At 63.0% G+C, this 26,241-nt stretch carries 26 protein-coding genes, 4 tRNA genes and 1 pseudogene; all 31 read left to right on the forward strand.

From position 1 onward, the window contains the following. The first annotated feature begins 44 nt into the window (after positions 1-44). The 31 genes and pseudogenes from ACZK4Z_RS03910 (at position 45) to rplX (ending at position 26,239) form a co-directional block, all read left to right on the forward strand. Positions 45-1,061, forward strand: coding sequence for an isoaspartyl peptidase/L-asparaginase family protein (locus ACZK4Z_RS03910; protein WP_478451191.1), 1,017 nt, complete (start codon positions 45-47; stop codon positions 1,059-1,061). A 137-nt stretch (positions 1,062-1,198) separates the two neighbouring features. After that, a tRNA-Tyr gene (locus ACZK4Z_RS03915) sits at positions 1,199-1,284 on the forward strand. Between the two features lie 24 nt (positions 1,285-1,308). Next, positions 1,309-1,382, forward strand: a tRNA-Gly gene (locus tag ACZK4Z_RS03920). Positions 1,383-1,431: 49 nt separating this feature from the next. Continuing rightward, positions 1,432-1,507, forward strand: a tRNA-Thr gene (locus ACZK4Z_RS03925). Between the two features lie 41 nt (positions 1,508-1,548). Then, entirely contained in the window at positions 1,549-2,739 is a 1,191-nt protein-coding gene (gene tuf / locus ACZK4Z_RS03930) for an elongation factor Tu (RefSeq protein WP_004154360.1), read from the forward strand. Positions 2,740-2,842: 103 nt separating this feature from the next. After that, positions 2,843-2,918: transfer RNA gene (locus ACZK4Z_RS03935), tRNA-Trp, on the forward strand. 49 nt (positions 2,919-2,967) lie between these two features. Further along, complete coding sequence (gene secE / locus ACZK4Z_RS03940) at positions 2,968-3,381, forward strand: preprotein translocase subunit SecE (RefSeq protein ID WP_005408202.1); 414 nt, start codon at positions 2,968-2,970, stop codon at positions 3,379-3,381. A gap of 10 nt (positions 3,382-3,391) precedes the next feature. Beyond that, positions 3,392-3,952, forward strand: coding sequence for a transcription termination/antitermination protein NusG (nusG, locus tag ACZK4Z_RS03945; RefSeq protein WP_004154362.1), 561 nt, complete (start codon positions 3,392-3,394; stop codon positions 3,950-3,952). Between the two features lie 298 nt (positions 3,953-4,250). Beyond that, entirely contained in the window at positions 4,251-4,679 is a 429-nt protein-coding gene (rplK, locus tag ACZK4Z_RS03950; RefSeq protein WP_004145248.1) for a 50S ribosomal protein L11, read from the forward strand. Positions 4,680-4,683: 4 nt separating this feature from the next. Next, the gene (gene rplA / locus ACZK4Z_RS03955; protein WP_004154350.1) at positions 4,684-5,382 is read left to right on the forward strand and encodes a 50S ribosomal protein L1; all 699 of its coding nucleotides are present in this window, start codon (positions 4,684-4,686) and stop codon (positions 5,380-5,382) included. Between the two features lie 386 nt (positions 5,383-5,768). Further along, positions 5,769-6,305 carry a 50S ribosomal protein L10 gene (gene rplJ, locus ACZK4Z_RS03960; RefSeq protein ID WP_010480377.1) on the forward strand — a complete coding sequence of 179 codons (537 nt, stop codon included), beginning with the start codon at positions 5,769-5,771 and terminating at the stop codon, positions 6,303-6,305. A gap of 63 nt (positions 6,306-6,368) precedes the next feature. Continuing rightward, a complete protein-coding gene (gene rplL, locus ACZK4Z_RS03965; protein WP_010480374.1) occupies positions 6,369-6,737 on the forward strand; it encodes a 50S ribosomal protein L7/L12 in 369 nt (122 codons plus the stop codon). A gap of 328 nt (positions 6,738-7,065) precedes the next feature. After that, on the forward strand, positions 7,066-11,220 hold the full coding sequence (rpoB, locus tag ACZK4Z_RS03970) for a DNA-directed RNA polymerase subunit beta (RefSeq protein ID WP_049401089.1): 4,155 nt from the start codon (positions 7,066-7,068) through the stop codon (positions 11,218-11,220). A gap of 89 nt (positions 11,221-11,309) precedes the next feature. Beyond that, complete coding sequence (gene rpoC, locus ACZK4Z_RS03975) at positions 11,310-15,533, forward strand: DNA-directed RNA polymerase subunit beta' (RefSeq protein WP_125895178.1); 4,224 nt, start codon at positions 11,310-11,312, stop codon at positions 15,531-15,533. Positions 15,534-15,817: 284 nt separating this feature from the next. After that, entirely contained in the window at positions 15,818-16,192 is a 375-nt protein-coding gene (rpsL, locus tag ACZK4Z_RS03980; protein ID WP_004145320.1) for a 30S ribosomal protein S12, read from the forward strand. Between the two features lie 12 nt (positions 16,193-16,204). Further along, positions 16,205-16,678, forward strand: a complete 474-nt coding sequence (gene rpsG, locus ACZK4Z_RS03985) for a 30S ribosomal protein S7 (RefSeq protein ID WP_004145321.1) — start codon at positions 16,205-16,207, stop codon at positions 16,676-16,678. A 141-nt stretch (positions 16,679-16,819) separates the two neighbouring features. Beyond that, complete coding sequence (gene fusA / locus ACZK4Z_RS03990; RefSeq protein WP_005408207.1) at positions 16,820-18,961, forward strand: elongation factor G; 2,142 nt, start codon at positions 16,820-16,822, stop codon at positions 18,959-18,961. A 52-nt stretch (positions 18,962-19,013) separates the two neighbouring features. Beyond that, positions 19,014-20,204, forward strand: a complete 1,191-nt coding sequence (gene tuf, locus ACZK4Z_RS03995) for an elongation factor Tu (RefSeq protein WP_004154360.1) — start codon at positions 19,014-19,016, stop codon at positions 20,202-20,204. Positions 20,205-20,536: 332 nt separating this feature from the next. Continuing rightward, on the forward strand, positions 20,537-20,848 hold the full coding sequence (rpsJ, locus tag ACZK4Z_RS04000) for a 30S ribosomal protein S10 (protein WP_005408208.1): 312 nt from the start codon (positions 20,537-20,539) through the stop codon (positions 20,846-20,848). 11 nt (positions 20,849-20,859) lie between these two features. After that, positions 20,860-21,510 (forward strand): 50S ribosomal protein L3, encoded by a 651-nt coding sequence (gene rplC / locus ACZK4Z_RS04005; protein WP_004145336.1) that lies wholly within the window; start codon positions 20,860-20,862, stop codon positions 21,508-21,510. A 12-nt stretch (positions 21,511-21,522) separates the two neighbouring features. Continuing rightward, a complete protein-coding gene (gene rplD / locus ACZK4Z_RS04010; protein WP_004145337.1) occupies positions 21,523-22,128 on the forward strand; it encodes a 50S ribosomal protein L4 in 606 nt (201 codons plus the stop codon). Next, on the forward strand, positions 22,125-22,424 hold the full coding sequence (gene rplW / locus ACZK4Z_RS04015) for a 50S ribosomal protein L23 (RefSeq protein ID WP_004145338.1): 300 nt from the start codon (positions 22,125-22,127) through the stop codon (positions 22,422-22,424). The genes rplD and rplW overlap by 4 nt, the downstream gene beginning before the upstream one ends. A gap of 10 nt (positions 22,425-22,434) precedes the next feature. Continuing rightward, positions 22,435-23,262 (forward strand): 50S ribosomal protein L2, encoded by an 828-nt coding sequence (gene rplB / locus ACZK4Z_RS04020; protein ID WP_004145339.1) that lies wholly within the window; start codon positions 22,435-22,437, stop codon positions 23,260-23,262. Between the two features lie 6 nt (positions 23,263-23,268). Continuing rightward, positions 23,269-23,538: a 30S ribosomal protein S19 gene (gene rpsS, locus ACZK4Z_RS04025; protein WP_004154485.1), complete on the forward strand. Its 270-nt coding sequence runs from the start codon at positions 23,269-23,271 to the stop codon at positions 23,536-23,538. A 12-nt stretch (positions 23,539-23,550) separates the two neighbouring features. Further along, a complete protein-coding gene (gene rplV, locus ACZK4Z_RS04030; RefSeq protein WP_004145348.1) occupies positions 23,551-23,886 on the forward strand; it encodes a 50S ribosomal protein L22 in 336 nt (111 codons plus the stop codon). Positions 23,887-23,904: 18 nt separating this feature from the next. Further along, positions 23,905-24,639, forward strand: a complete 735-nt coding sequence (rpsC, locus tag ACZK4Z_RS04035) for a 30S ribosomal protein S3 (protein ID WP_004145350.1) — start codon at positions 23,905-23,907, stop codon at positions 24,637-24,639. 5 nt (positions 24,640-24,644) lie between these two features. Beyond that, a complete protein-coding gene (gene rplP, locus ACZK4Z_RS04040) occupies positions 24,645-25,058 on the forward strand; it encodes a 50S ribosomal protein L16 (protein WP_004154486.1) in 414 nt (137 codons plus the stop codon). Then, positions 25,058-25,243, forward strand: a complete 186-nt coding sequence (gene rpmC, locus ACZK4Z_RS04045) for a 50S ribosomal protein L29 (RefSeq protein ID WP_004154487.1) — start codon at positions 25,058-25,060, stop codon at positions 25,241-25,243. The genes rplP and rpmC overlap by 1 nt, the downstream gene beginning before the upstream one ends. A gap of 11 nt (positions 25,244-25,254) precedes the next feature. After that, positions 25,255-25,525, forward strand: a pseudogene (gene rpsQ, locus ACZK4Z_RS04050) (30S ribosomal protein S17). 11 nt (positions 25,526-25,536) lie between these two features. After that, positions 25,537-25,905 carry a 50S ribosomal protein L14 gene (gene rplN / locus ACZK4Z_RS04055; RefSeq protein ID WP_010483978.1) on the forward strand — a complete coding sequence of 123 codons (369 nt, stop codon included), beginning with the start codon at positions 25,537-25,539 and terminating at the stop codon, positions 25,903-25,905. A 16-nt stretch (positions 25,906-25,921) separates the two neighbouring features. Continuing rightward, positions 25,922-26,239, forward strand: a complete 318-nt coding sequence (gene rplX, locus ACZK4Z_RS04060; protein WP_004154490.1) for a 50S ribosomal protein L24 — start codon at positions 25,922-25,924, stop codon at positions 26,237-26,239. Positions 26,240-26,241 lie beyond the last annotated feature (2 nt).

A 26,241-nucleotide genomic window follows, 5' to 3' on the forward strand; every position in this document is an offset into this window, starting at 1 on the left:
ACTACCCTGCAATCCATTCCCTCGTTCTGCTGGAGACGTACCCGATGAAACTGCGCCTGGCGCTGTCCGCACTGTTGTCCCTGCCCATGCTTGCCCAGGCCGTACCGGCGGCTTCACCGCTGCTGGTCATCCACGGCGGCGCCGGCGTCGAGCGCAAGGACCTGTCGCCGGCCGAGGAAAAGGCCGCACGTGACGCGCTGCGGGCGGCCCTGTTGAAGGGGCATGCGGAGCTGGCGGCGGGTCGCCCCGCGTTGGCTGCAGTCACCGCTGCGATCACCGTCCTGGAGGACGATCCCACCTTCAACGCCGGCAAGGGCGCGGTGTTCACCCACGACGGCCATAACGAGCTGGATGCGGCTGTCATGGATGGCGCGAGCCAGGCGGCGGGCGCGGTGGCCGGCGTGCAGCGGGTGCGCAACCCGATCCTGCTGGCGCAGACCGTGATGCAGAAATCCAGGCACGTGATGATGGTGGGGCAGGGCGCCGAAGCCTTCGCGGTCGAGCAGGGGATGTCTCTGGTCGATCCCTCCTACTTCCGTACGGAGAAGCGTTGGCAGCAGCTGCAGCGTGCACTGAAAGAAGAGGCCAGTGGCCAGGCGCATGCCGACCTGGAGACTGCAAAGCACTTCGGGACCGTCGGTGCAGTCGCATTGGATGTGCAGGGGCACCTGGCCGCCGGTACCTCCACTGGCGGCATGACCAACAAGCGCTATGGCCGGGTGGGTGACTCGCCGATCATCGGTGCAGGCACCTGGGCCGATGCGCGCTGTGCGGTGTCCGGCACCGGCTGGGGCGAGTACTACATCCGCACCGCGGCCGCGCACGAGATCTGCGCACGCATGCGCTACCAGGGGCAGACGCCGGAACAGGCCGGCAAGGGCGTGATCAACGAGACGATTCCGCAGATGGGGGGTGACGGCGGTGCGATCGTGCTCGCTGCAGACGGAAAAATGGCCACGCCATTCAACACCCAGGGCATGTATCGGGGCTGGATCGGCGGCGACGGCGTCCCTCATGTCGCAATTTTCGCCAACGAGACCCTTGCGGTCCCGGGGCAATAACCTTGCGTATCAATGGGTTTGCGACAGCGTGTGAAAAAAGTGGAAAAAAGCGTTGACAGCCCCCCGTCCCATCAGCAGAATAAGCGGCTCACCACCACACACCGCAACGCTTCGGCGGCAACGGAATGGGGTGGTAAGGAGGGATACCCAAGCGGCCAACGGGGGCAGACTGTAAATCTGCTGGCTTACGCCTTCGGTGGTTCGAATCCACCTCCCTCCACCAGTTTCACGTTGTGACATTCCCGGCGCGGGAGTAGTTCAATGGTAGAACCTCAGCCTTCCAAGCTGATGGTGCGGGTTCGATTCCCGTCTCCCGCTCCATTGAATGAACTTTGAATATTATCGAGTTCATGTCATAATGCAAAACTCGGCTCACGTAGCTCAGTCGGTAGAGCACTTCCTTGGTAAGGAAGAGGTCGAAGGTTCGATTCCTTTCGTGAGCACCATCTTAAGCATCACCTCTCAGACGAATTCGAGATAAGCAGCCATGGCCAAGGGTAAGTTCGAGCGCACCAAGCCGCACGTCAATGTCGGCACCATCGGTCACGTCGACCACGGCAAGACCACGCTGACCGCCGCACTGACCAAGATCGGTGCCGAGCGCTTCGGTGGCGAGTTCAAGGACTACTCCTCGATCGACGCCGCGCCGGAAGAAAAGGCTCGTGGTATCACGATCTCGACCGCGCACGTCGAATACGAATCCCCGGTCCGTCACTACGCCCACGTCGATTGCCCGGGCCACGCTGACTACGTCAAGAACATGATCACCGGTGCCGCCCAGATGGACGGCGCGATCCTGGTGTGCTCGGCCGCTGACGGCCCGATGCCGCAGACCCGCGAGCACATCCTGCTGTCGCGTCAGGTCGGCGTGCCGTACATCGTCGTGTTCCTGAACAAGGCCGACATGGTTGACGACGCCGAGCTGCTCGAGCTGGTCGAGATGGAAGTGCGCGAGCTGCTGAGCAAGTACGACTTCCCGGGCGACGACACCCCGATCATCGCCGGTTCGGCCCGTCTGGCGCTGGAAGGCGACCAGAGCGACATCGGCGTGCCGGCCATCCTGAAGCTGGTCGATGCCCTGGACAGCTGGATTCCGGAGCCGGAACGTGCGATCGACAAGCCGTTCCTGATGCCGGTGGAAGACGTGTTCTCGATCTCGGGCCGCGGCACCGTGGTGACCGGTCGTATCGAGCGCGGCGTGATCAAGGTTGGCGACGAAATCGAAATCGTCGGCATCCGTCCGGTGCAGAAGACCACCGTGACCGGCGTTGAAATGTTCCGCAAGCTGCTGGACCAGGGTCAGGCAGGCGACAACGCTGGCCTGCTGCTGCGCGGCACCAAGCGTGACGACGTCGAGCGTGGCCAGGTTCTGGCCAAGCCGGGCTCGATCAAGCCGCACACCAAGTTCGAAGGCGAAGTCTACGTCCTGTCGAAGGACGAGGGTGGCCGTCACACCCCGTTCTTCAACGGCTACCGTCCGCAGTTCTACTTCCGCACCACCGACATCACCGGCGCAGCTGCTCTGCCGGAAGGCGTCGAAATGGTGATGCCGGGTGACAACGTCAAGATGGTCGTCACCCTGATCAACCCGGTGGCAATGGACGAAGGCCTGCGCTTCGCCATCCGCGAAGGCGGCCGTACCGTCGGCGCCGGCGTGGTCTCGAAGATCATCGAGTAAGCCTGCAGTGCCGGTGGTTGCATAGCGCCGCCGGTTACGCGAATGGCGGGCCGGGAACCTCGGTCCGCCTTCGCCGTCTAAGGGAAGGCAAGTTTCAACACGTACGCCAGTAGCTCAATTGGCAGAGCAGCGGTCTCCAAAACCGCAGGTTGGGGGTTCGAGTCCCTCCTGGCGTGCCATCTGCCCACCTTATCCAGCGGCCTGGGCCGCTAAAGCAGACACAGCCGGATGAATAGCAAGATCGAACACTCCAAGGACAACTCCGCCAACGGCGGGGATATCGTCAAGTACGTCGCCGCATCGTTGCTGGTGCTGGCCGGTCTGTTCGTCTGGTTCTGGTTCTCCGCCGACTCCGGTCGCGCCACCCAGCTGGGTGCGTGGGCGGGTCAGCTGCGTGCGTTGGCGGTTGTGGTCGGTCTGGTTGGCGGTATCGGCGTGTTCATGCTGACCGGCAAGGGGCGCGACACCCGCGAATTCCTCTCCGAGTCGCGCTTCGAACTGCGCAAGGTGGTCTGGCCGACGCGCCAGGAAGCCATCCGCATGACCTGGGTCGTGATGGTGGTGGTGACCATTCTCAGTCTGTTGCTGGGTGGGTTCGATTACGTCATTCAGTGGCTGGTTCAGTTGTTCCTGAGCCGCTAAGGAGAATTGCATGAAGCGTTGGTACGTCGTTCACGCCTATTCGGGCTTCGAGAAGTCGGTGGCGCAGGCTCTGCGCGATCGCATCGTCCGTGACGGCATGGAAGAGCGCTTCGGCGATGTCCTGGTCCCGACCGAAGAAGTGGTCGAGATGCGCGCTGGCCAGAAGCGCCGCTCCGAGCGCAAGTTCTTCCCGGGTTACGTGCTGGTCCAGATCGAGACCCACGAAGAAGCCGGTATTCCGCGCATCGACAACGAAAGCTGGCACCTGGTCAAGGAAACCCCGCGCGTGATGGGCTTCATCGGCGGCACCGCCGACCGTCCGCTGCCGATCGCCGATTCCGAGGCCGAAGCCATCCTGAATCGCGTTCAGGAAGGTGTCGAGAAGCCGCGTCCGAAGGTGCTGTTCGAGCCGGGCCAGATGGTCCGCGTTACCGACGGCCCGTTCAACGATTTCAATGGCGTCGTCGAAGAAGTCAACTACGAGAAGAGCCGTCTGCGCGTCTCGGTGCTGATCTTCGGTCGTGCCACTCCGGTCGAACTCGAGTTCGGCCAGGTCGAAAAGGCCGTCTGACCGGTCCTGTAGGGTCGAGCCATGCTCGACTCCAGGCTCCGGATGGCGGTGCAGTCGAGCATGGCTCGACTCTACAAGGGGAACCGGGCTTTGCCCGGTTTCGTTCGTTTACGTGCCGCTTCAGGCATGTGAAGAAAAAACCTGATATAGTGCGCGGCTCCCCGCTGGGAAGCCAGCAGGACGAGGCCGCCGCAAGGTGGCCTTCAGCATGATTTCAAAACGCGATGCCGGGACGCGTGATTCCCGGTCCGATGGGGAGCCTGTTGTCGAAAGGCGCTAGCACCCGGAGAGTACTCACATGGCAAAGAAAGTTGTCGGTTACATCAAGCTGCAGGTGAAGGCCGGTCAGGCCAACCCCTCGCCGCCGGTCGGTCCTGCGCTGGGTCAGCGCGGTCTGAACATCATGGAATTCTGCAAGGCGTTCAACGCTGCCACGCAGAAGCTCGAGCCGGGTCTGCCGGTTCCGGTGATCATCACGGCCTACTCGGACCGTACGTTCACCTTCATCACCAAGAGCACCCCGGCCACCACCCTGCTGAAGAAGGCCGCTGGCATCTCGTCGGGCTCCAAGCGCCCGAACACCGAGAAGGTCGGCAAGGTCACCCGTAAGCAGCTGGAAGAGATCGCCAAGGCGAAGGAACCGGATCTGACTGCCGCCGATCTGGACGCCGCCGTGCGTACCATCGCTGGCTCTGCCCGTTCCATGGGCCTCGTGGTGGAGGGTTAATAAGATGGCACAGACCAAGCGTGAGAAGGCCATCAAGGCCGCCGTCGTTCCGGGCAAGGCATACGCCTTCGAGGACGCGATCAACATCCTGAAGAGCGCCACCAAGGCCAAGTTCGTCGAGTCGATCGACGTCGCTGTGCGCCTGGGCGTCGATGCGAAGAAGTCCGACCAGCAGGTCCGTGGCTCCACCGTGCTGCCGGCCGGTACCGGCAAGTCGGTCCGCGTCGCCGTGTTCGCTCCGGCCGGTGCCAAGGCTGACGAAGCCCTGGCCGCTGGCGCCGAAGCCGTCGGTATGGATGATCTGGCCGAGAAGATGCAGGCCGGCGATCTGAACTACGACGTCGTCATCGCGACCCCGGACGCCATGCGCGTCGTCGGTAAGCTGGGCACCGTGCTGGGCCCGCGCGGCCTGATGCCGAACCCGAAGGTCGGCACCGTTTCCCCGAACCCGGGTGAAGCCGTGAAGAACGCCAAGTCGGGTCAGGTCCGTTACCGCACCGACAAGGCTGGCATCATCCACTGCACCATCGGCAAGGCCGACTTCGCCGAAGACGCGCTGAAGTCGAACCTGACCGCGCTGCTGCTGGACCTGATCAAGGCCAAGCCGGCCACCTCGAAGGGCACCTACCTGCAGAAGGTTTCGGTCAGCTCGACGATGGGCCCGGGCGTCACCGTCGACCAGTCGTCGCTGACCCTGAAGTAATTGTTTCAAGCGGTCACGGTACCTTCGGTGCCGTGACCGTGACATTTGAAGGCATCGCTGGCCGTACATCGCCCGCGGTAGCCGTCAAAGACCGCAGGCGCGGTCGTGGCAATACCGGCGACGGGCACGGAAGCTCGATCTGGCAAGGAGTCGCCGCCGGAGCAGTCATGAGCGCTTAATCGATTCCCCGGAATCACCCTGCGTAGATGGTGCCCTTCTGGAGTTTTTCTGGTTCACGCACGTCTGGGTTTCCCAGGTTGGCCCACTCCAGGTCTAGAACGGCCCACCCCCGGAACATCATCCCGATGTTCCCGGCGTCCAGGACGGATGCCGCACAGGACCGCACACGGCAGGAGCCGTAAGCGGAGTTCAATAGGAGGAGTGCAATGGCTCTCAATCTGTCCCAGAAGCAAGAAGTAGTCGCCGAGCTGGCAGACGTCGCCGCCAAGGCCCACTCCTTGATCGCAGCCGAATACGCTGGCACCACGGTCGCCCAGATGACCGCGATGCGCAAGCAGGCTCGTGAAACCGGTGTTTTCTTGAAGGTTGTCAAGAACACCCTGGCTTCGCGCGCCGTTGAAGGCACCGAGTTCGCAGTCGCCCAGGACCAGATGGTTGGTCCGCTGCTGTACGCGTTCTCGCTCGAGGAGCCCGGCGCTGCCGGTCGCCTGATCAAGGAAGCCGCCAAGGGCAACGACAAGCTGAAGGCTAAGGTCGTCGCCATCGGTGGCGAAGTGTTCCCGGCAAGCCACGTCGAAGTGCTGGCCTCGCTGCCGACCCGCGACCAGGCCCTGGCCATGCTGGCCCGCGTCCTGACCGAGCCGGTCACGATGTTTGCCCGCGCCATCAAGGCCGTTGGCGAGAAGCAGGGTGGTGGCGACGTCGCCGCCGACGCTGCCGAGCCGGCCGCCGAGACCGCCTGAGTTTCGACTTACCGTGGTTCCTGACGGAACCTCAACCCAGAAAATCATCCAAAGGTATTAATCATGTCCCTTACCAACGAACAGATCGTCGACGCCATCGCCGAGAAGTCCCTGATGGAAGTGATGGAGCTGGTCAAGGCCATCGAAGAGAAGTTCGGCGTCTCCGCCGCTGCTCCGGTTGCCGTGGCTGCTGCCGCTGGCCCGGCCGCTGCTGTTGAAGAGCAGACCGAGTTCACCGTCACCCTGAAGTCGGCCGGCGACAAGAAGGTCGAAGTCATCAAGGCCGTCCGCGCCATCACCGGCCTGGGCCTGAAGGAAGCGAAGGACCTGGCCGAAGCCGGTGGCGTCCTGAAGGAAGGCGCTTCGAAGGACGACGCCGAGAAGATGAAGAAGGACCTGGAAGCTGCTGGCGCGACTGTCGAAGTCAAGTAAGCAGTTACCTTGCATCGTCACCGATTCACGGCGATGCAGCCAAGGCTGGGGGCGTAAGCCCCCGGCCTTTGGTCGTTGTTGCAGTACCGGTAGGGTCGACTGTTAGTCGACTGTTTCAAAAGCAGAAAAAGCCCAACACGGGCTGCGGTCAGACCCCGGCAGGCCAGCGCAGAGCGCGGCAGCGGGGGAGTGGATGCAGACGAGTTGGCAGTTGGAAGTAGCGGGAGAAGGCGTGCTGGTGCCGGCAATACCAGCGACTTCCAACTGACAATTTCAAGTTCCCTTCGGATCGTGGGCGCACGATCCGCACAACAAGGTGGAAGACCTCATGACGTCCTATTCGTTCACCGAAAAAAAGCGTATCCGCAAGGATTTCGGCAAGCAGCGCTCGATTCTCGAAGTGCCGTTCCTGCTCGCCATCCAGGTGGATTCCTATCGTGAATTCCTGCAGGAAAACGTCGATCCGGCCAAGCGCACGGACCACGGCCTGCACGCTGCGCTGAAGTCGGTCTTCCCGATCGCCAGCTACAGCGGCAATGCTGCCCTGGAATACGTCGGCTACAAGCTGGGCGAACCGGTCTTCGACGAGCGTGAGTGCCGCCAGCGTGGCATGAGCTACGGCGCCCCGCTGCGCGTGACCGTGCGCCTGGTGATCTACGACCGTGAGTCGTCGACCAAGGCCATCAAGTACGTGAAGGAGCAGGAGGTCTATCTGGGCGAAATCCCGCTGATGACCGAGAACGGCACCTTCATCGTCAACGGCACCGAGCGCGTCATCGTCTCGCAGCTGCACCGTTCGCCGGGCGTGTTCTTCGACCACGACCGTGGCAAGACCCACAGCTCGGGCAAGCTGCTGTACAGCGCCCGCATCATTCCTTACCGCGGCTCCTGGCTGGACTTCGAGTTCGACCCGAAGGATGCGCTGTTCACCCGTATCGACCGTCGCCGCAAGCTGCCGGTGTCGATCCTGCTGCGCGCGCTCGGCTACAGCAACGAAGAGATGCTGGCCGAGTTCTTCGAGATCAACACCTTCCACATCAACCCGGATGAAGGCGTCCAGCTGGAGCTGGTGCCGGAGCGCCTGCGTGGCGAAACCCTGGGCTTCGACCTCGCCGACGGCGACAAGGTCATCGTGGAAGCCGGCAAGCGCATCACCGCGCGTCACATCAAGCAGCTGGAAGCCTCGGGCATCGCCGCCCTGGCCGTGCCGGACGACTACATCGTCGGCCGCATCCTGTCGCACGACGTGGTCGATGCTTCGACCGGCGAACTGCTGGCCCAGGCCAATGACGAGATCACCGACGAGCAGCTGCAGGCCTTCCGCAAGGCCGGTGTGGATGCCGTGGGCACCCTGTGGGTGAACGATCTGGATCGTGGCCCGTACCTGTCCAACACCCTGCGCATCGACCCGACCAAGACCCAGCTGGAAGCCCTGGTCGAGATCTACCGCATGATGCGTCCGGGCGAGCCGCCGACCAAGGACGCCGCGCAGAACCTGTTCCACAACCTGTTCTTCACCTTCGAGCGCTACGACCTGTCCGCGGTCGGCCGCATGAAGTTCAACCGTCGCGTGGGCCGCAAGGAAACCACCGGCGAAGCCGTGCTGTACGACCGCAAGTACTACGGTGAGCGCAACGACGAAGAGTCCAAGCGCCTGGTTGCCGCCCATGGCGACAGCTCCGACATCCTGGACGTGATCAAGGTTCTGACCGAGATCCGCAACGGTCGCGGCGTGGTCGATGACATCGATCACCTGGGCAACCGTCGCGTGCGTTCGGTCGGTGAAATGGCCGAGAACGTGTTCCGCGTGGGCCTGGTCCGCGTCGAGCGCGCGGTCAAGGAGCGCCTGTCGATGGCCGAGTCGGAAGGCCTGACCCCGCAGGAGCTGATCAACGCCAAGCCGGTCGCCGCTGCCATCAAGGAGTTCTTCGGCTCCTCGCAGCTGTCGCAGTTCATGGACCAGAACAACCCGCTGTCGGAAGTGACCCACAAGCGTCGCGTCTCGGCCCTGGGCCCGGGCGGCCTGACCCGTGAGCGCGCCGGCTTCGAAGTGCGCGACGTGCACCCGACCCATTACGGCCGCGTCTGCACCATCGAAACCCCGGAAGGCCCGAACATCGGCCTGATCAACTCGCTGGCCGTGTACGCCCGCACCAACCAGTACGGTTTCCTCGAGACCCCGTACCGCAAGGTCGTGGACGGCAAGGTCTATGACGAAGTCGAGTTCCTGTCGGCCATCGAAGAAAACGAGTACGTCATTGCGCAGGCCAACGCCCTGACCAATGCCGACAGCGTGCTGACCGAGCAGTTCGTTCCGTGCCGCTTCCAGGGCGAGTCGCTGCTGAAGCCGCCGGCGGAAGTCCACTTCATGGACGTCTCGCCGATGCAGACCGTGTCGATCGCGGCCGCGCTGGTTCCGTTCCTGGAGCACGATGACGCCAACCGTGCACTGATGGGCGCCAACATGCAGCGTCAGGCCGTGCCGACCCTGCGTGCGCAGAAGCCGCTGGTCGGTACCGGCATCGAGCGCGCCGTGGCGCGTGACTCCGGTGTGACCGTGAATGCCCGTCGTGGTGGCGAGATCGTGCAGATCGATGCCGCCCGTATCGTGGTCAAGGTCAACGAGGAAGAGATCGTTGGCGCCACCGACGCAGGCGTGGACATCTACAACCTGGTCAAGTACACCCGTTCGAACCAGAACACCTGCATCAACCAGCGTCCGCTGGTCCAGGTGGGTGACGTCATCGCCCGCGGCGACGTGCTGGCCGACGGTCCGTCCACCGACATCGGCGAACTGGCCCTGGGCCAGAACATGCTGATCGCGTTCATGCCGTGGAACGGCTACAACTTCGAAGACTCCATCCTGCTCTCCGAGCGCGTGGTGGAAGAGGATCGTTACACCACGATCCACATCGAAGAGCTGACCTGCGTCGCGCGTGACACCAAGCTGGGGCCGGAGGAAATCTCGGCCGACATCCCGAACGTCTCCGAGCAGGCGCTGAACCGCCTGGACGAGAGCGGCGTGGTGTACATCGGTGCGGAAGTCCGCGCCGGCGACATCATGGTCGGCAAGGTCACCCCGAAGGGCGAAAGCCAGCTGACCCCGGAAGAGAAGCTGCTGCGCGCGATCTTCGGCGAGAAGGCTTCGGACGTGAAGGACAGCTCGCTGCGCGTTCCGCCGGGCATGGACGGCACCGTCATCGACGTGCAGGTCTTCACCCGCGACGGCATCGAGAAGGACAAGCGCGCCCGCCAGATCGAAGAGTCTGAAATCAAGCGCGTCAAGAAGGACTTCGACGACCAGTTCCGCATCCTGGAAGCCGCCATCTACATGCGTCTGCGTTCGCAGATCGTGGGCAAGGTGGTCAACGGTGGCGCTGGCCTGAAGAAGGGCGACGTCATCAGCGACGCGTTCCTGGACGGCCTGAAGAAGGCTGACTGGTTCGCCCTGCGCATGAAGGACGAGGACGCCTCGGAAGCCATCGAGCGCGCGCAGAAGCAGATCCAGGCGCACGAGAAGGAATTCGAGCGTCGCTTCGCCGACAAGCGCGGCAAGATCACCGCCGGTGACGACCTCGCCCCGGGCGTGCTGAAGATGGTCAAGGTGTTCCTGGCCGTGAAGCGCCGCATCCAGCCGGGCGACAAGATGGCAGGCCGCCACGGCAACAAGGGTGTGGTCTCCAACGTGGTGCCGGTCGAGGACATGCCGTACATGGCCTCGGGCGAAACCGTGGACATCGTGCTGAACCCGCTGGGCGTGCCGTCGCGTATGAACATCGGCCAGATCCTGGAAGTGCATCTGGGCTGGGCTGCCAAGGGCCTGGGCCGCAAGATCCAGGCGATGATGGAAGCCCAGGCGGCGGTTGCCGACCTGCGCAAGTTCCTGGACGACATCTACAACCACGACGACACCAACGTGGCCAACCGTGTCGACCTGTCGCAGTTCAGCGACGAGGAACTGCTGCGTCTGGCCCGTAACCTGACCGACGGCGTGCCGATGGCCACCCCGGTGTTCGACGGCGCCACCGAAGCGGAAATCAAGCGCATGCTGGAACTGGCCGACCTGCCGAGCAGTGGCCAGACCCAGCTGTACGACGGCCGCACCGGTGAAGCGTTCGATCGCCACACCACCGTGGGTTACATGCACTACCTGAAGCTGAACCACCTGGTCGACGACAAGATGCACGCCCGTTCGACCGGCCCGTACTCGCTCGTCACCCAGCAGCCGCTGGGCGGCAAGGCGCAGTTCGGCGGCCAGCGCTTCGGTGAAATGGAAGTCTGGGCGCTGGAAGCCTACGGCGCGGCCTACACCCTGCAGGAAATGCTGACGGTGAAGTCCGATGACGTGCAGGGCCGCAACCAGATGTACAAGAACATCGTCGACGGTGAGCACGAGATGGTCGCGGGCATGCCGGAATCCTTCAACGTGCTCGTGAAGGAAATCCGCTCGCTGGCCATCAACATGGAACTGGAAGACAACTGATCCATGCCGGCGCGGCGGCCTCCGCCGCCGCGCCGCTGGCAGTCAACTGAAAGCCCATCGACACAGCATTCCTCCTTCTGGAGAACACCATGAAAGACCTGCTCAACCTCTTCAACCAGCAGCGCCAGACGCTGGACTTCGACGCGATCAAGATCGCGCTGGCCTCGCCGGACCTGATCCGTTCGTGGTCCTTCGGCGAAGTGAAGAAGCCGGAAACCATCAACTACCGTACCTTCAAGCCGGAACGCGACGGCCTGTTCTGCGCCGCCATCTTCGGCCCGGTGAAGGACTACGAGTGCCTGTGCGGCAAGTACAAGCGCATGAAGCACCGCGGCGTGGTCTGCGAAAAGTGCGGCACCGAAGTGACCCTGGCCAAGGTGCGTCGTGAGCGCATGGGCCACATCGACCTGGCCTCGCCGGTCGCGCACATCTGGTTCCTCAAGTCGCTGCCGTCGCGCATCGGCCTGATGCTGGACATGACCCTGCGCGACATCGAGCGCGTGCTGTACTTCGAAGCCTACGTGGTGACCGAGCCGGGCCTGACCGCCCTGGAACGCCGCCAGCTGCTGACCGAAGAACAGTACCTGCAGGCCCGCCAGGAGCACGGTGACGACTTCGACGCCGCGATGGGCGCCGAGGCCGTGTACGAACTGCTGCGCACCATCGACCTGCAGTCGGAAATGACCCGCCTGCGCGAGGAAATCGCCGCTACCGGTTCGGAAACCAAGCTCAAGCGCCTCACCAAGCGCATCAAGCTGATCGAAGCCTTCCTGGAATCGGGCAACCGTCCGGAGTGGATGGTCATGACCGTGCTGCCGGTGCTGCCGCCGGACCTGCGTCCGCTGGTTCCGCTGGATGGCGGCCGCTTCGCGACCTCCGACCTGAACGACCTGTACCGCCGCGTCATCAACCGTAACAACCGCCTGCGCCGCCTGCTCGAACTGAGCGCGCCGGACATCATCGTGCGCAATGAAAAGCGCATGCTGCAGGAATCGGTCGATGCGCTGCTGGACAACGGCCGTCGTGGCCGTGCCATCACCGGCACCAACAAGCGCCCGCTGAAGTCGCTGGCCGACATGATCAAGGGCAAGCAGGGTCGCTTCCGCCAGAACCTGCTGGGCAAGCGCGTCGACTACTCGGGCCGTTCGGTCATCGTGGTCGGTCCGTACCTGCGCCTGCACCAGTGCGGCCTGCCGAAGAAGATGGCGCTTGAGCTGTTCAAGCCGTTCGTCTTCGCCAAGCTGCAGCGTCGTGGCCTGGCCACCACCATCAAGGCCGCCAAGAAGCTGGTCGAGCGCGAAGAAGCCGAAGTCTGGGACATCCTGGAAGAGGTCATCCGCGAGCATCCGGTGATGCTGAACCGTGCGCCGACCCTGCACCGTCTGGGCATCCAGGCGTTCGAGCCGGTGCTGATCGAAGGTAAGGCCATCCAGCTGCACCCGCTGGTCTGCACCGCGTTCAACGCCGACTTCGACGGTGACCAGATGGCCGTCCACGTGCCACTCTCGCTGGAAGCCCAGCTGGAAGCGCGTGCGCTGATGATGTCGACCAACAACATCCTGTCGCCGGCCAACGGCGAGCCGATCATCGTGCCGTCGCAGGACGTCGTGCTGGGTCTGTACTACATGACCCGCTCGCTGGAAAACAAGAAGGGCGAGGGCATGGCCTTCGCCAACATCGCCGAAGTGAAGCGTGCCTACGACAACCGCGTGGTGGAACTGCACGCGCGCGTCAAGGTCCGCATCACCGAGGTGGTGACCGACGAAGACGGCGTCAAGCAGAACAAGACCTCGATCGTGGACACCACGATCGGTCGCGCCCTGCTGGCTGAAATCCTGCCGGAAGGCCTGCCTTTCGCGCTGGCCAACACCGAGCTGACCAAGAAGAACATCAGCCGCCTGATCAACTCCAGCTACCGCCAGCTGGGTCTGAAGGACACGGTCGTGTTCGCCGACAAGCTGATGTACACCGGCTTCGCCTACGCGACCCGCGCCGGCGTCTCGATCGGCATCGATGACATGCTGATCCCGGACGAGAAGAAGGGCATCCTCACCGAGGCCGAAGCCGAAGTGCTGGAAATCCAGGAGCAGTACCAGTCGGGTCTGGTCACCGCCGGTGAGCGCTACAACAAGGTGGTCGACATCTGGTCGCGCACCAACGAGCGCATCGCCAAGGCGATGATGGACACCATCGGTACCGAGAAGGTCGTCAATGCCAAGGGTGAGACCATCGACCAGAAGTCGATGAACTCGCTGTACATCATGGCCGACTCCGGTGCGCGTGGTTCGCAGGCGCAGATCCGTCAGCTGGCCGGTATGCGTGGCCTGATGGCGCGTCCGGACGGCTCGATCATCGAGACGCCCATCAAGGCGAACTTCCGTGAAGGCCTGAACGTGCAGGAGTACTTCAACTCCACCCACGGTGCCCGTAAGGGTCTGGCCGATACCGCGCTGAAGACCGCGAACTCGGGTTACCTGACCCGTCGTCTGGTCGACGTCGCGCAGGACGTGGTGATCACCGAGGTGGATTGCGGTACCACCGAAGGCCTGATCATGACCCCGATCGTGGAAGGCGGCGACGTGGTCGAGCCGCTGAAGGATCGCGTGCTGGGTCGCGTGGTTGCCGAGGACGTGTTCCTGCCGGGCAACGACGAAGATCCGATCGTCACCCGCAACACCCTGCTGGACGAAGCCTGGGTCGCCAAGCTGGAAGACGCCGGCGTGCAGAGCATCAAGGTGCGTTCGACGATCTCGTGCGAATCGGCCTTCGGTGTCTGCGGTCGCTGCTACGGCCGCGATCTGGCCCGTGGCCACCTGGTCAACATCGGTGAAGCGGTCGGCGTCATCGCCGCCCAGTCCATCGGTGAGCCGGGTACCCAGCTGACCATGCGTACGTTCCACATCGGTGGTGCGGCGTCGCGAGCTGCTGCGGTCGACAACATCACCGTCAAGACCACCGGCTCGGTCAAGTTCAGCAACCTCAAGTCCGTCGAGCATGCCAATGGCTCGCTGGTGGCAGTGTCGCGCTCGGGCGAAATCTCGGTGCTCGATGCCCACGGCCGTGAGCGTGAGCGCTACAAGCTGCCGTACGGTGCGACCATCACGTCCAAGGACGGTGATGCGATCAAGGCTGGCCAGACCGTGGCCAACTGGGATCCGCATAACCACCCGATCGTGTCGGAAGTGGCCGGCTTCATCCGCTTCATCGACTTCGTCGACGGCATCACCGTCATCGAGAAGACCGACGAGCTGACCGGCCTGGCGTCGCGCGAAATCACCGATCCGAAGCGTCGTGGTACCCAGGCCAAGGACCTGCGCCCGATCGTGCGCATCGTCGACGCCAAGGGCAACGACCTGTCGATCCCGGGCACCGATCTGCCGGCGCAGTACCTGCTGCCGCCGCGCTCGATCGTCAACCTGCAGGACGGCGCTGCCGTCGGCGTGGGTGACGTGGTCGCCAAGATCCCGCAGGAAGCGTCGAAGACCCGCGACATCACCGGTGGTCTGCCGCGCGTGGCCGATCTGTTCGAAGCGCGCAAGCCGAAGGATCCGGCGGTGCTGGCCGAGCGTTCGGGCATCATCAGCTTCGGCAAGGACACCAAGGGCAAGCAGCGCCTGATCATCAAGGACACCGATGGTTCGGAGCACGAAGAGCTGATCCCGAAGTACCGCCAGGTCATCGTGTTCGAAGGCGAGCATGTCACCAAGGGTGAAACCATCGTGGACGGCGAGCCGAGCCCGCAGGACATCCTGCGTCTGCTGGGTGTCGAACCGCTGGCCGCCTACCTGGTGAAGGAAATCCAGGACGTGTACCGCCTGCAGGGCGTGAAGATCAACGACAAGCACATCGAGGTGATCACCCGCCAGATGCTGCGCAAGGTCGAGATCACCGACCAGGGCAGCAGCAAGTTCCTGAACGGTGAACAGGTGGAGCGCCAGCGCGTTATCGAGGAGAATGCGCGCCTGTCGACCCGCAACGAGCTGCCGGCGCACTTCGATCCGGTCCTGCTGGGTATCACCAAGGCCTCGCTGGCGACCGAATCGTTCATCTCGGCCGCGTCGTTCCAGGAAACCACCCGCGTGCTGACCGAAGCGGCCGTCCGCGGCACCTCGGACAACCTGCGTGGCCTGAAGGAAAACGTCATCGTGGGCCGCCTGATTCCGGCCGGTACCGGCCTGGCGTACCACAGCAACCGCCGTCGCGGTGCTTCCGGTCTCACCGAGTCGGAAATGCAGACCCTGGCCGGCACCCCGGCTGCGGTCGAGGCACCGGTGGTTGAAGCCGAAGCTGAACAGGCCTCGGGCGAAGAATGAGGTATCCGGTCCGGCCGCAGGGCCGGACCACCCCATCGGTCCATCGATGGGATAGGGAAAGGGCAGGGGAGATCGTCCGCGATCGACCCGGCCAACCTGAACGGGGTACATGGAGGCCCCCCAGTAACGTTCCGGGATCAGGAACGGGCTTGACAGGAGGCGTTTGACTGCTTTCCTGGCAGGTTGCTACAATCGTCTGTCTCAGCAGGCCAGAATTTTGGCCTGCTTTAACATTTCCGCATCTCTGGTCGGATTTTCCGGCCACCAATCAGAAGAACCTACTGATGGCGACGATCAACCAGCTGGTCCGCAAGCCGCGGCAAGCGACCACCTACAAGAGTGCCTCGCCGGCGCTCGACAAGTGCCCGCAGCGCCGTGGCGTCTGCACCCGTGTCTACACCACCACTCCGAAGAAGCCGAACTCGGCTCTGCGCAAGGTTGCCAAGGTCCGCCTGACCAACCAGGAAGAAGTGATTTCCTACATCGGTGGTGAAGGCCACAACCTGCAGGAGCACTCCGTGGTCCTGATCCGCGGCGGTCGCGTCAAGGACCTGCCGGGTGTGCGTTACCACACCGTTCGTGGCTCGCTCGACGCCGCCGGCGTTGCCAAGCGTCGCCAGGCCCGTTCCAAGTACGGCGCCAAGCGTCCGAAGGCATAAGGAGAGAGCACTATGTCGCGTAAGGGTAATACTCCGCAGCGTTCCGTCCTGCCCGATCCGAAGCACGGAAGCGAAACCATCGCCCGCTTCATCAACATGGTCATGCAGAGCGGCAAGAAGTCCGTCGCCGAAAAGATCGTGTACGGCGCCATGGACGTGATCACCGAGAAGAACAGCAGCGCCAACGCCATTGAACTGGTGCAGAAGGCTCTGGACAACGTCGCTCCGGCGGTCGAAGTCAAGTCGCGTCGCGTCGGTGGTGCCACCTACCAGGTGCCGGTCGAAGTGCGTTCGTCGCGCAAGATGGCCCTGGCCATGCGCTGGCTGATCGACTCCGCGCGCAAGCGTGGTGAGAACACCATGCCGAAGAAGCTGGCTGCTGAACTGATCGACGCCTCGGAAAACCGTGGCGGCGCCATCAAGAAGCGCGAAGAAACCCACCGCATGGCCGAAGCCAACAAGGCATTCGCCCACTACCGCTGGTGAGTTTGACGGCCTTGTAAAACAGGCAGGGCAGCACCACTTCGGTGCGTGCTGCCTCGCGGTCCCAGAAGGACTGCGCCAATCCGAAGGCCGCCGAAAGGCGGCGTTCGGCCATCCGAAATCCAAGAAATCTGAGAGGCTCCCGTGGCCCGTTCCACTCCCATCGAGCGTTACCGTAACTTCGGCATCATGGCTCACATCGATGCCGGCAAGACCACCACGTCCGAGCGCATCCTGTTCTACACCGGCAAGAGCCACAAGATCGGTGAAGTGCACGACGGCGCCGCCACCATGGACTGGATGGAGCAGGAGCAGGAGCGTGGCATCACGATCCAGTCCGCTGCCACCACCGCGTTCTGGAAGGGCATGGACAAGTCCCTGCCGGAGCACCGCTTCAACATCATCGACACCCCCGGGCACGTCGACTTCACCATCGAAGTGGAGCGCTCGCTGCGCGTGCTCGACGGTGCCGTCTTCGTCCTGTGCGCCGTCGGTGGCGTGCAGCCGCAGTCGGAAACCGTGTGGCGCCAGGCCAACAAGTACCACGTGCCGCGCATCGCGTTCGTCAACAAGATGGACCGCACCGGTGCCAACTTCCAGAAGGTCGTCGGCCAGCTGAAGGCCAAGCTGGGCGCGGTTGCCGTGCCGATGCAGCTGCCGATCGGCGCTGAAGACAACTTCAAGGGCGTCGTCGACCTGCTGAAGATGAAGGCCATCCATTGGGATGAGGCTTCGCAGGGCATGAAGTTCGAATACGGTGAAATCCCGGCCGAGCTGCAGGGCCCGGCTGAAGAGGCTCGCCAGTTCATGGTCGAGACCGCTGCCGAAGCCAGCGAAGAGCTGATGGAAAAGTACCTGGGCGGCGAAGAGCTGGCCGAGGCTGAAATCATCAACGCGCTGCGTACCCGCACCCTGGCCACCGAGATCGTGCCGATGTACTGCGGCTCGGCCTTCAAGAACAAGGGCGTGCAGGCCATGCTGGACGGCGTGATCCAGCTGCTGCCGTCGCCGGTCGACGTGCCGGACGTGAAGGGCGTGGACGTTGACGACGACACCGTCGAAATGACCCGCAAGTCGGACGACAAGGCTCCGTTCTCGTCGCTCGCCTTCAAGATCATCACCGACCCGTTCGTCGGCGCGCTGACCTTCTTCCGTGTCTACTCGGGCACCCTGAACGGTGGCGACACCGTGCTGAACTCGGTGAAGGGCAAGAAGGAGCGCATCGGCCGCATCCTGCAGATGCACTCGAACAACCGCGAGGAAATCAAGGAAGTTCTGGCCGGTGACATCGCCGCTGCCGTGGGCCTGAAGGACACCACCACCGGTGACACCCTGTGCGCCGTGGACGCCCCGATCATCCTGGAGCGCATGACGTTCCCGGAGCCGGTGATCTCGATGGCCGTCGAGCCGAAGACCAAGTCGGACCAGGAAAAGATGGGTCTGGCCCTGGGCCGTCTGGCGCAGGAAGATCCGTCGTTCCGCGTCAAGACCGACGAAGAATCCGGCCAGACCATCATCTCGGGCATGGGCGAGCTGCACCTGGACATCATCGTCGACCGCCTGAAGCGCGAGTTCAACGTTGAAGCCAACGTCGGCGCGCCGCAGGTGGCCTACCGCGAAACCATCACCCTGGCCGACGTCAAGTCGGACTACAAGCACGCCAAGCAGTCCGGTGGTAAGGGTCAGTACGGTCACGTCGTGATCGAACTGTCGCCGATCACCGCTGCCGACCGTGCCGATCCGAAGCTGGCTCCGGCCATCAAGGACGACTTCCTGTTCATCAACGACATCACCGGCGGCGTGATCCCGAAGGAATTCATTCCGTCGGTTGAAAAGGGCCTGCGCGAAACCATCACCAGCGGTCCGCTGGCTGGCTTCCCGGTCGTGGACGTCAAGGTGAAGCTGGTGTTCGGTTCGTACCACGACGTCGACTCCTCGGAAATGGCGTTCAAGCTGGCTTCGTCGATGGCCTTCAAGCAGGGCTTCGCCAAGGCCAAGCCGGTGCTGCTGGAGCCGATCATGAAGGTCGAGATCGTGACCCCGGAGGATTACCAGGGTGACGTGATGGGCGACGTCAGCCGTCGTCGCGGCGTGCTGCAGGGTTCCGACACCACCGGTGACGGCTCCGCTTCGATCATCAACGCGATGATCCCGCTGGGTGAAATGTTCGGCTACGCCACTGCGCTGCGTTCGCAGACCCAGGGCCGCGCCACCTTCACCATGGAATTCGATCACTACGAGCCGGCTCCGACCAACATCGCCGAAGCCGTCATGAAGAAGGGCTGAGCCTCGCTCAGCCTCTCTTGAAACCACTTACGAACAATCAAGGTATAGAACAATGGCAAAGGGTAAGTTCGAGCGCACCAAGCCGCACGTCAACGTCGGCACCATCGGTCACGTCGATCACGGCAAGACCACGCTGACCGCTGCACTGACCAAGATCGGTGCCGAGCGCTTCGGTGGCGAGTTCAAGGATTACTCCTCGATCGACGCCGCGCCGGAAGAAAAGGCGCGTGGTATCACGATCTCGACCGCGCACGTCGAGTACGAATCCCCGGTCCGTCACTACGCCCACGTCGATTGCCCGGGCCACGCTGACTACGTCAAGAACATGATCACCGGTGCCGCCCAGATGGACGGCGCGATCCTGGTGTGCTCGGCCGCTGACGGCCCGATGCCGCAGACCCGCGAGCACATCCTGCTGTCGCGTCAGGTCGGCGTGCCGTACATCGTCGTGTTCCTGAACAAGGCCGACATGGTTGACGACGCCGAGCTGCTCGAGCTGGTCGAGATGGAAGTGCGCGAGCTGCTGAGCAAGTACGACTTCCCGGGCGACGACACCCCGATCATCGCCGGTTCGGCCCGTCTGGCGCTGGAAGGCGACCAGAGCGACATCGGCGTGCCGGCCATCCTGAAGCTGGTCGATGCCCTGGACAGCTGGATTCCGGAGCCGGAACGTGCGATCGACAAGCCGTTCCTGATGCCGGTGGAAGACGTGTTCTCGATCTCGGGCCGCGGCACCGTGGTGACCGGTCGTATCGAGCGCGGCGTGATCAAGGTTGGCGACGAAATCGAAATCGTCGGCATCCGTCCGGTGCAGAAGACCACCGTGACCGGCGTTGAAATGTTCCGCAAGCTGCTGGACCAGGGTCAGGCAGGCGACAACGCTGGCCTGCTGCTGCGCGGCACCAAGCGTGACGACGTCGAGCGTGGCCAGGTTCTGGCCAAGCCGGGCTCGATCAAGCCGCACACCAAGTTCGAAGGCGAAGTCTACGTCCTGTCGAAGGACGAGGGTGGCCGTCACACCCCGTTCTTCAACGGCTACCGTCCGCAGTTCTACTTCCGCACCACCGACATCACCGGCGCAGCTGCTCTGCCGGAAGGCGTCGAAATGGTGATGCCGGGTGACAACGTCAAGATGGTCGTCACCCTGATCAACCCGGTGGCAATGGACGAAGGCCTGCGCTTCGCCATCCGCGAAGGCGGCCGTACCGTCGGCGCCGGCGTGGTCTCGAAGATCATCGAGTAATCTGGTAGTATCTGCGCCCCGATGTTGCCTGGGTAGGGCATCGGGGCGTATCAAATGGGAAAGCAGGCACAGGATGTGCCTTGTGTTCCCCGGACCAGGAAGGGTCAATGCCATTCAGGCGGCGTCAACAGGCGACTGTTGACAGCTGCCTTGCGTGCCATTATGCTTCTACGTCTGGGCAGGCCGGGTAACTGGTCTGCCTACGTTTTTGAGGTCTATGGAGTGACCTTGGCGGCCTGCAGGACTGTGGGTCGTCCGTATTCAGGAATTTCATGGGACAAAGCAACCCAGAGGCTTTGTCTGTCGCTCTTTTAACGAAGGAACCTACCGCCATGGCGGACCAAAAGATCCGGATCCGGCTGAAAGCGTTCGATCATCGTCTGATCGACCGTTCGGCCAGCGAGATCGTTGAAACGGCAAAGCGGACCGGCGCGCAAGTGCGTGGCCCGATCCCGCTGCCGACCAAGATCGAGCGTTACACCGTTCTCGTTTCCCCGCACGTCGACAAGGACGCGCGTGACCAGTACGAGACCCGCACGCACAAGCGCGTGCTCGATATCGTTGACCCGAATGACAAGACCGTGGACGCGCTGATGAAGCTCGAACTGGCTGCCGGCGTCGACGTTCAGATCAAGCTGACCTGAGGACTACGACCATGACGAAGAAGTATTCGTTGGGCTTCGTGGGCCGCAAGGCTGGCATGAGCCGCGTGTTCACTGAAGATGGCCGCTCCATCCCGGTGACCCTGATCGAAGCAACCCCGAACCGCATCGCGCAGATCAAGACCGTCGAAACCGACGGCTACAGCGCCGTGCAGGTGACCGTCGGCGCGCGTCGCGCTGCCCTGGTCAACAAGCCGGAAGCCGGCCACTTCGCCAAGGCGAAGGTGGAAGCGGGTCGTGGCCTGTGGGAATTCCGCGTTGAAGACGCGCAGCTCGGCGATTTCGCCGTTGGCGGCGAAGTCAAGGCGGACATCTTCGAAGTCGGCCAGATCGTCGACGTCCAGGGTGTCACCAAGGGTAAGGGCTTCCAGGGCACCATCAAGCGCCACAACTTCCGTATGGGCGATGCAACCCACGGTAACTCGCTGTCGCATCGCGCGCCGGGTTCGCTGGGTCAGCGCCAGACCCCGGGTCGCGTTTTCCCGGGCAAGAAGATGTCGGGCCACATGGGCGCGGTGCAGCAGAGCACCCAGAACCTGGAAGTGGTCAAGGTCGACGTCGAGCGCGGTCTGATCGCCGTTCGCGGCGCCGTTCCGGGCGCGGCGGGTGGCGACGTGATCGTCCGTCCGGCGAGCAAGGCATAAGGAGAGATGACGATGGAACTCGTTATCACGGGTAGCAACAACAAGGTCTCGGTCTCCGACGCCGTGTTCGGTCGCGATTTCAGCGAAGATCTGGTCCACCAGGTCGTCGTTGCCTACCGCAACGCCGGTCGCGCCGGCACCAAGGCACAGAAGACTCGCTCCGAAGTGGCTGGTACCACCAAGAAGTCGAAGAAGCAGAAGGGCGGCGGCGCGCGTCATGGCGCACTGACGGCTCCGATCTTCGTCGGCGGCGGTGTCACCTTCGCGGCCAAGCCGCGCAGCTTCGAGCAGAAGGTCAATCGTAAGCAGTACCGTGCCGCCATGTGCGCGATCCTGTCCGAGCTGAACCGTCAGGGCCGTCTGACCATCGTGGAGTCCTTCGACGTCGAAGTGACCAACACGAAGGGTCTGATCGCCAAGCTGGCCGGCCTGGAAGTGGGCAAGCGCCCGCTGATCGTCACCGAAGAAGCGTCCGAGCACCTGTACCTGTCCGCCCGCAATCTGCCGTACGTGCAGGTGCGTGACGTCCAGGGTCTGGATCCGGTCTCGCTGGTGGGTGCCGACACGGTCGTCATCACCGCTGACGCGGTCAAGAAGGTCGAGGAGTGGCTGGCATGAACAGCAACGAAAAAATCTTCAGCGTGCTGCGTGCCCCGCGTGTCTCCGAAAAGACCGCGCGCCTGCAGGAACTCTCCAACCAGTATGTCTTCGAAGTTTCGAACGAAGCCACCAAGGCCGATGTAAAGGCCGCGGTTGAGCAGCTGTTCGACGTCAAGGTCGAAGCCGTCAACGTGGTCAACGTCAAGGGCAAGAACAAGTCCTTCCGTAACCGTGCTGGCCGCCGCGGCGATTGGCGCAAGGCGTACGTTCGCCTGGCCGATGGCCAGTCGATCGATGTAACGGCCAAGGCCTGAGGTACATCCCATGCCATTGATGAAATTCAAGCCCACTTCCCCCGGCCGCCGTTCGGCCGTGCGCGTGGTCACTCCCGACCTGCACAAGGGTGCTCCGCACGCTGCGCTGGTCGAGTCGCAGAGCCGCTCGGGTGGTCGTAACCACCATGGCCGCATCACCGTGCGTCACGTCGGTGGTGGTGCCAAGCAGCACTACCGCATCATCGACTTCAAGCGCAACAAGCTGGGCATCCCGGCGCGCGTGGAACGCATCGAATACGATCCGAACCGCACCGCGCACATCGCTCTGCTGTGCTACGTCGACGGTGAGCGTCGCTACATCATCGCCCCGAAGGGCCTGAAGGCTGGTGATCAGGTGATCGCTGGTTCGGATGCCCCGATCAAGGCTGGCAACACCCTGCCGCTGCGCAACATCCCGGTCGGCACCACCATCCACTGCATCGAACTGAAGCCGGGCAAGGGCGCTCAGATCGCTCGCGCCGCTGGTGCGGCCGTGCAGCTGGTGGCTCGCGAAGGCATCTACGCCACCCTGCGCCTGCGCTCGGGTGAAATGCGTAAGGTTCCGGTCGAGTGCTGCGCCACCATCGGCGAAGTCGGCAACGACGAGCACAGCCTGGAAAAGCTGGGCAAGGCCGGTGCCAAGCGTTGGCGCGGCGTCCGCCCGACCGTTCGTGGTGCTGCCATGAACCCGGTTGACCACCCGCACGGTGGTGGTGAGGCGAAGGCCGGCCAGGGTAATCCGCATCCGGTCACCCCGTGGGGTGTCCCGACCAAGGGTTACAAGACGCGCCATAACAAGCGCACTCAGCAGTTCATCGTCCGCGATCGTAGGGGCTAATCGACCATGGCACGTTCACTCAAGAAGGGCCCGTTCGTCGATCACCACCTCGTCAAGAAGGTGGAGGCCGCTGCGGGCAGCAAGAAGCCGATCAAGACCTGGTCGCGCCGTTCGATGATCCTGCCTGACATGGTAGGCGTCACCATTGCCGTGCATAACGGCAAGAACCACATCCCGGTTCTCGTCAACGAGAACATGGTCGGCCACAAGCTCGGCGAATTTGCCATCACCCGGACCTTCAAGGGTCACGGTGGTGACAAGAAGTCGGGCAAGTAAGGAGAGATGACAATGGAAGCGAAAGCCATCCTGCGCACTGCGCGCATCTCCCCGCAGAAGGCTCGTCTGGTCGCTGACCAGGTGCGCGGTCTGCCGGCCGAGCGTGCGGTCAACCTGCTGAAGTTCTCGGACAAGAAGGCTGCCCACCTGATCAAGAAGGTGGTGGAGTCGGCAATTGCCAACGCCGAGAACAACCAGGGCGCCGACGTCGACGAGCTGAAGGTTCAGACCATCATGGTTGATGAAGGTCCGACCCTGAAGCGTTTCATGGCGCGGGCGAAAGGCCGCGGTACCCGCATCCTCAAGCGCACCAGCCACATCACTGTGGTTGTGGGCGCCGCCAAGTAAGCGGATAAGGAAAAGACCATGGGTCATAAAGTTCATCCGATTGGTATCCGCCTCGGCATTTCCAAGGACTGGAACTCCAAGTGGTACGCCAACAAGGCCGAGTTCGCTGGTTACCTGGCAGCCGACCTGAAAGTGCGCGAAATGCTGCGCAAGAAGCTGGCTCAGGCCGGCATCAGCAAGATCCTGATCGAGCGTCCGGCCAAGACCGCTCGCGTGACGATCCACACCGCCCGTCCGGGCGTGGTGATCGGCAAGCGCGGTGAGGACATCGAGAAGCTGCGCAAGGAAGTGAGCGAGATGATGGGCGTCCCGGCGCACATCAACGTCACCGAAGTGCGCAAGCCGGAACTGGACGCGCAGCTCGTTGCCGAGTCGATCGCCCAGCAGCTGGAGCGTCGCATCATGTTCCGCCGTGCAATGAAGCGCTCGGTCGGCAACGCGATGCGTCTGGGTGCCCTGGGCATCAAGGTCAACGTCGGTGGCCGCCTCAACGGTGCAGAAATCGCCCGTTCGGAGTGGTACCGCGAAGGCCGCGTGCCGCTGCACACCCTGCGTGCCGACATCGACTATGGCTTCGCTGAAGCCAAGACGACCTACGGCATCATCGGCATCAAGGTCTGGATCTACAAGGGCGAGGTCTTCGATTTCTCCCAGGTTGGCCAGGAAAAGCAGGACGACACCCCGTCGCGCAACGATCGTCACGATCGCGGCGACCGTGGTGACCGTCAGCGCCCGGCCCGTGAAGCGAGGTAACGACAATGTTGCAACCCAAGCGAACCAAGTACCGCAAGGTACACAAGGGCCGTAACGATGGCCTGAGCTGGAGCGCCAACGCTGTCAGCTTCGGCGAATACGGCCTGAAGGCAACCGCACACGGTCAGCTGACCGCGCGTCAGATCGAAGCGGCCCGCCGCTCGATCAGCCGCTACGTCAAGCGCGGCGGCAAGATGTGGATCCGCGTGTTCCCCGACAAGCCCATCACCAAGAAGCCCATCGAAGTCCGAATGGGTTCTGGTAAGGGCAACGTGGAATACTGGGTGGCCCAGATCCAGCCCGGCCGCATGATCTATGAAATCGAGGGTGTTTCCGAGGAAGTGGCTCGCGAGGCGTTCCGCCTGGCCGCCGCCAAGCTCTCGGTCACCACCACTTTCGTGACCCGTACGGTGCGCTGATGGATATCAAAACTCTCCGTGAAAAGTCGGCTGACGAACTCAAGGCCCACCTGATCGACCTGCGTAAGGAACAGTTCTCTGTCCGTATGCAGCAGGTCACCGGCCAGCTGCCGAAGACCCACGACATTCGCCGGGTCCGTCGCGAGATTGCTCGCGTCAAGACCCTGCTCGGCAGCACGAAGTAAGGATGGCCGCTATGAGCGACAATACTGGAAAAGAAGACGCTGCGCACGGTCGAAGGCCGTGTCGTCAGCAACAAGATGGACAAGACGGTTACCGTCCTGGTTGAGCGTCAGGTCAAGCACGCGCTGTACGGCAAGTACATCAAGCGCTCGACGAAGCTGCACGCCCACGATGCCGACAACGCCTGCAAGGAAGGCGATGTCGTCCGCGTGACCGAGATTGCTCCGATGTCCAAGACCAAGAACTGGCGCGTGGTGGAAGTCATCACGCGCGCGGCTGAATAAGGAGCTGAATCATGATCCAGATGCAGAGCTACCTTGACGTCGCGGACAATTCGGGTGCCAAGCAGGTGATGTGCTTCAAGGTGCTGGGTGGTTCCAAGCGCCGTTACGCCGGCATCGGCGACATCATCAAGGTCACCGTGAAGGATGCGATTCCGCGCGGCAAGGTCAAGAAGGGTGAAGTGTATGACGCCGTCGTGGTGCGTACCCGCAAGGGTGTGCGTCGCGCCGACGGCTCGCTGATCCGCTTCGACGGCAACGCTGCCGTCCTGCTGAACAACAAGCAGGAGCCGATCGGTACCCGTATCTTCGGGCCGGTGACCCGTGAACTTCGTTCGGAGAAGTTCATGAAGATCGTCTCGCTCGCTCCCGAAGTGCTGTGAGCGACAGGAGATAATCATGGCTAACCGTATCAAGAAGGGCGACCAGGTTGTCGTCAACGCTGGCAAGGACAAGGGCAAGCAGGGCGAAGTCGTCCGCGTCGACGGCGACCGTGTGGTCGTCGCCAACGTGAACATCGTCAAGCGCCACACCAAGCCGAACCCGCAGGCAGGTGTTGCCGGCGGCGTGGTCGAGCGCGAAGCTTCGATCCATATCTCCAACGTGAATGTTCTGAACCCGGCTTCGGGCAAGGGCGAACGCGTTGGCTTCAAGGTGCTGGAGGATGGACGCAAACTGCGTGTGTTCCGCTCCAGCGGTGAGGCGCTCGACGCCTGAGG

The organism is Stenotrophomonas sp. 71799_Sma (genome assembly GCF_056482505.1).

Bases quoted from the DNA above. Each gene is read 5' to 3' on its own strand.
- rplB (WP_004145339.1), top strand. From the start codon at position 22,435: ATGCCATTGATGAAATTCAAGCCCACTTCCCCCGGCCGCCGTTCGGCC.
- rplC (WP_004145336.1), top strand. From the start codon at position 20,860: ATGACGAAGAAGTATTCGTTGGGCTTCGTGGGCCGCAAGGCTGGCATG.
- rpsJ (WP_005408208.1), top strand. From the start codon at position 20,537: ATGGCGGACCAAAAGATCCGGATCCGGCTGAAAGCGTTCGATCATCGT.
- nusG (WP_004154362.1), top strand. From the start codon at position 3,392: ATGAAGCGTTGGTACGTCGTTCACGCCTATTCGGGCTTCGAGAAGTCG.
- rplD (WP_004145337.1), top strand. From the start codon at position 21,523: ATGGAACTCGTTATCACGGGTAGCAACAACAAGGTCTCGGTCTCCGAC.
- rpoB (WP_049401089.1), top strand. From the start codon at position 7,066: ATGACGTCCTATTCGTTCACCGAAAAAAAGCGTATCCGCAAGGATTTC.
- rplL (WP_010480374.1), top strand. From the start codon at position 6,369: ATGTCCCTTACCAACGAACAGATCGTCGACGCCATCGCCGAGAAGTCC.
- rpmC (WP_004154487.1), top strand. From the start codon at position 25,058: ATGGATATCAAAACTCTCCGTGAAAAGTCGGCTGACGAACTCAAGGCC.
- tuf (WP_004154360.1), top strand. From the start codon at position 1,549: ATGGCCAAGGGTAAGTTCGAGCGCACCAAGCCGCACGTCAATGTCGGC.
- tuf (WP_004154360.1), top strand. From the start codon at position 19,014: ATGGCAAAGGGTAAGTTCGAGCGCACCAAGCCGCACGTCAACGTCGGC.
- rplJ (WP_010480377.1), top strand. From the start codon at position 5,769: ATGGCTCTCAATCTGTCCCAGAAGCAAGAAGTAGTCGCCGAGCTGGCA.
- rpsS (WP_004154485.1), top strand. From the start codon at position 23,269: ATGGCACGTTCACTCAAGAAGGGCCCGTTCGTCGATCACCACCTCGTC.
- rplK (WP_004145248.1), top strand. From the start codon at position 4,251: ATGGCAAAGAAAGTTGTCGGTTACATCAAGCTGCAGGTGAAGGCCGGT.
- secE (WP_005408202.1), top strand. From the start codon at position 2,968: ATGAATAGCAAGATCGAACACTCCAAGGACAACTCCGCCAACGGCGGG.
- rpsC (WP_004145350.1), top strand. From the start codon at position 23,905: ATGGGTCATAAAGTTCATCCGATTGGTATCCGCCTCGGCATTTCCAAG.
- rplX (WP_004154490.1), top strand. From the start codon at position 25,922: ATGGCTAACCGTATCAAGAAGGGCGACCAGGTTGTCGTCAACGCTGGC.
- rplP (WP_004154486.1), top strand. From the start codon at position 24,645: ATGTTGCAACCCAAGCGAACCAAGTACCGCAAGGTACACAAGGGCCGT.
- rpoC (WP_125895178.1), top strand. From the start codon at position 11,310: ATGAAAGACCTGCTCAACCTCTTCAACCAGCAGCGCCAGACGCTGGAC.
- rpsL (WP_004145320.1), top strand. From the start codon at position 15,818: ATGGCGACGATCAACCAGCTGGTCCGCAAGCCGCGGCAAGCGACCACC.
- rplW (WP_004145338.1), top strand. From the start codon at position 22,125: ATGAACAGCAACGAAAAAATCTTCAGCGTGCTGCGTGCCCCGCGTGTC.
- rplV (WP_004145348.1), top strand. From the start codon at position 23,551: ATGGAAGCGAAAGCCATCCTGCGCACTGCGCGCATCTCCCCGCAGAAG.
- rpsG (WP_004145321.1), top strand. From the start codon at position 16,205: ATGTCGCGTAAGGGTAATACTCCGCAGCGTTCCGTCCTGCCCGATCCG.
- rplN (WP_010483978.1), top strand. From the start codon at position 25,537: ATGATCCAGATGCAGAGCTACCTTGACGTCGCGGACAATTCGGGTGCC.
- rplA (WP_004154350.1), top strand. From the start codon at position 4,684: ATGGCACAGACCAAGCGTGAGAAGGCCATCAAGGCCGCCGTCGTTCCG.
- ACZK4Z_RS03910 (WP_478451191.1), top strand. From the start codon at position 45: ATGAAACTGCGCCTGGCGCTGTCCGCACTGTTGTCCCTGCCCATGCTT.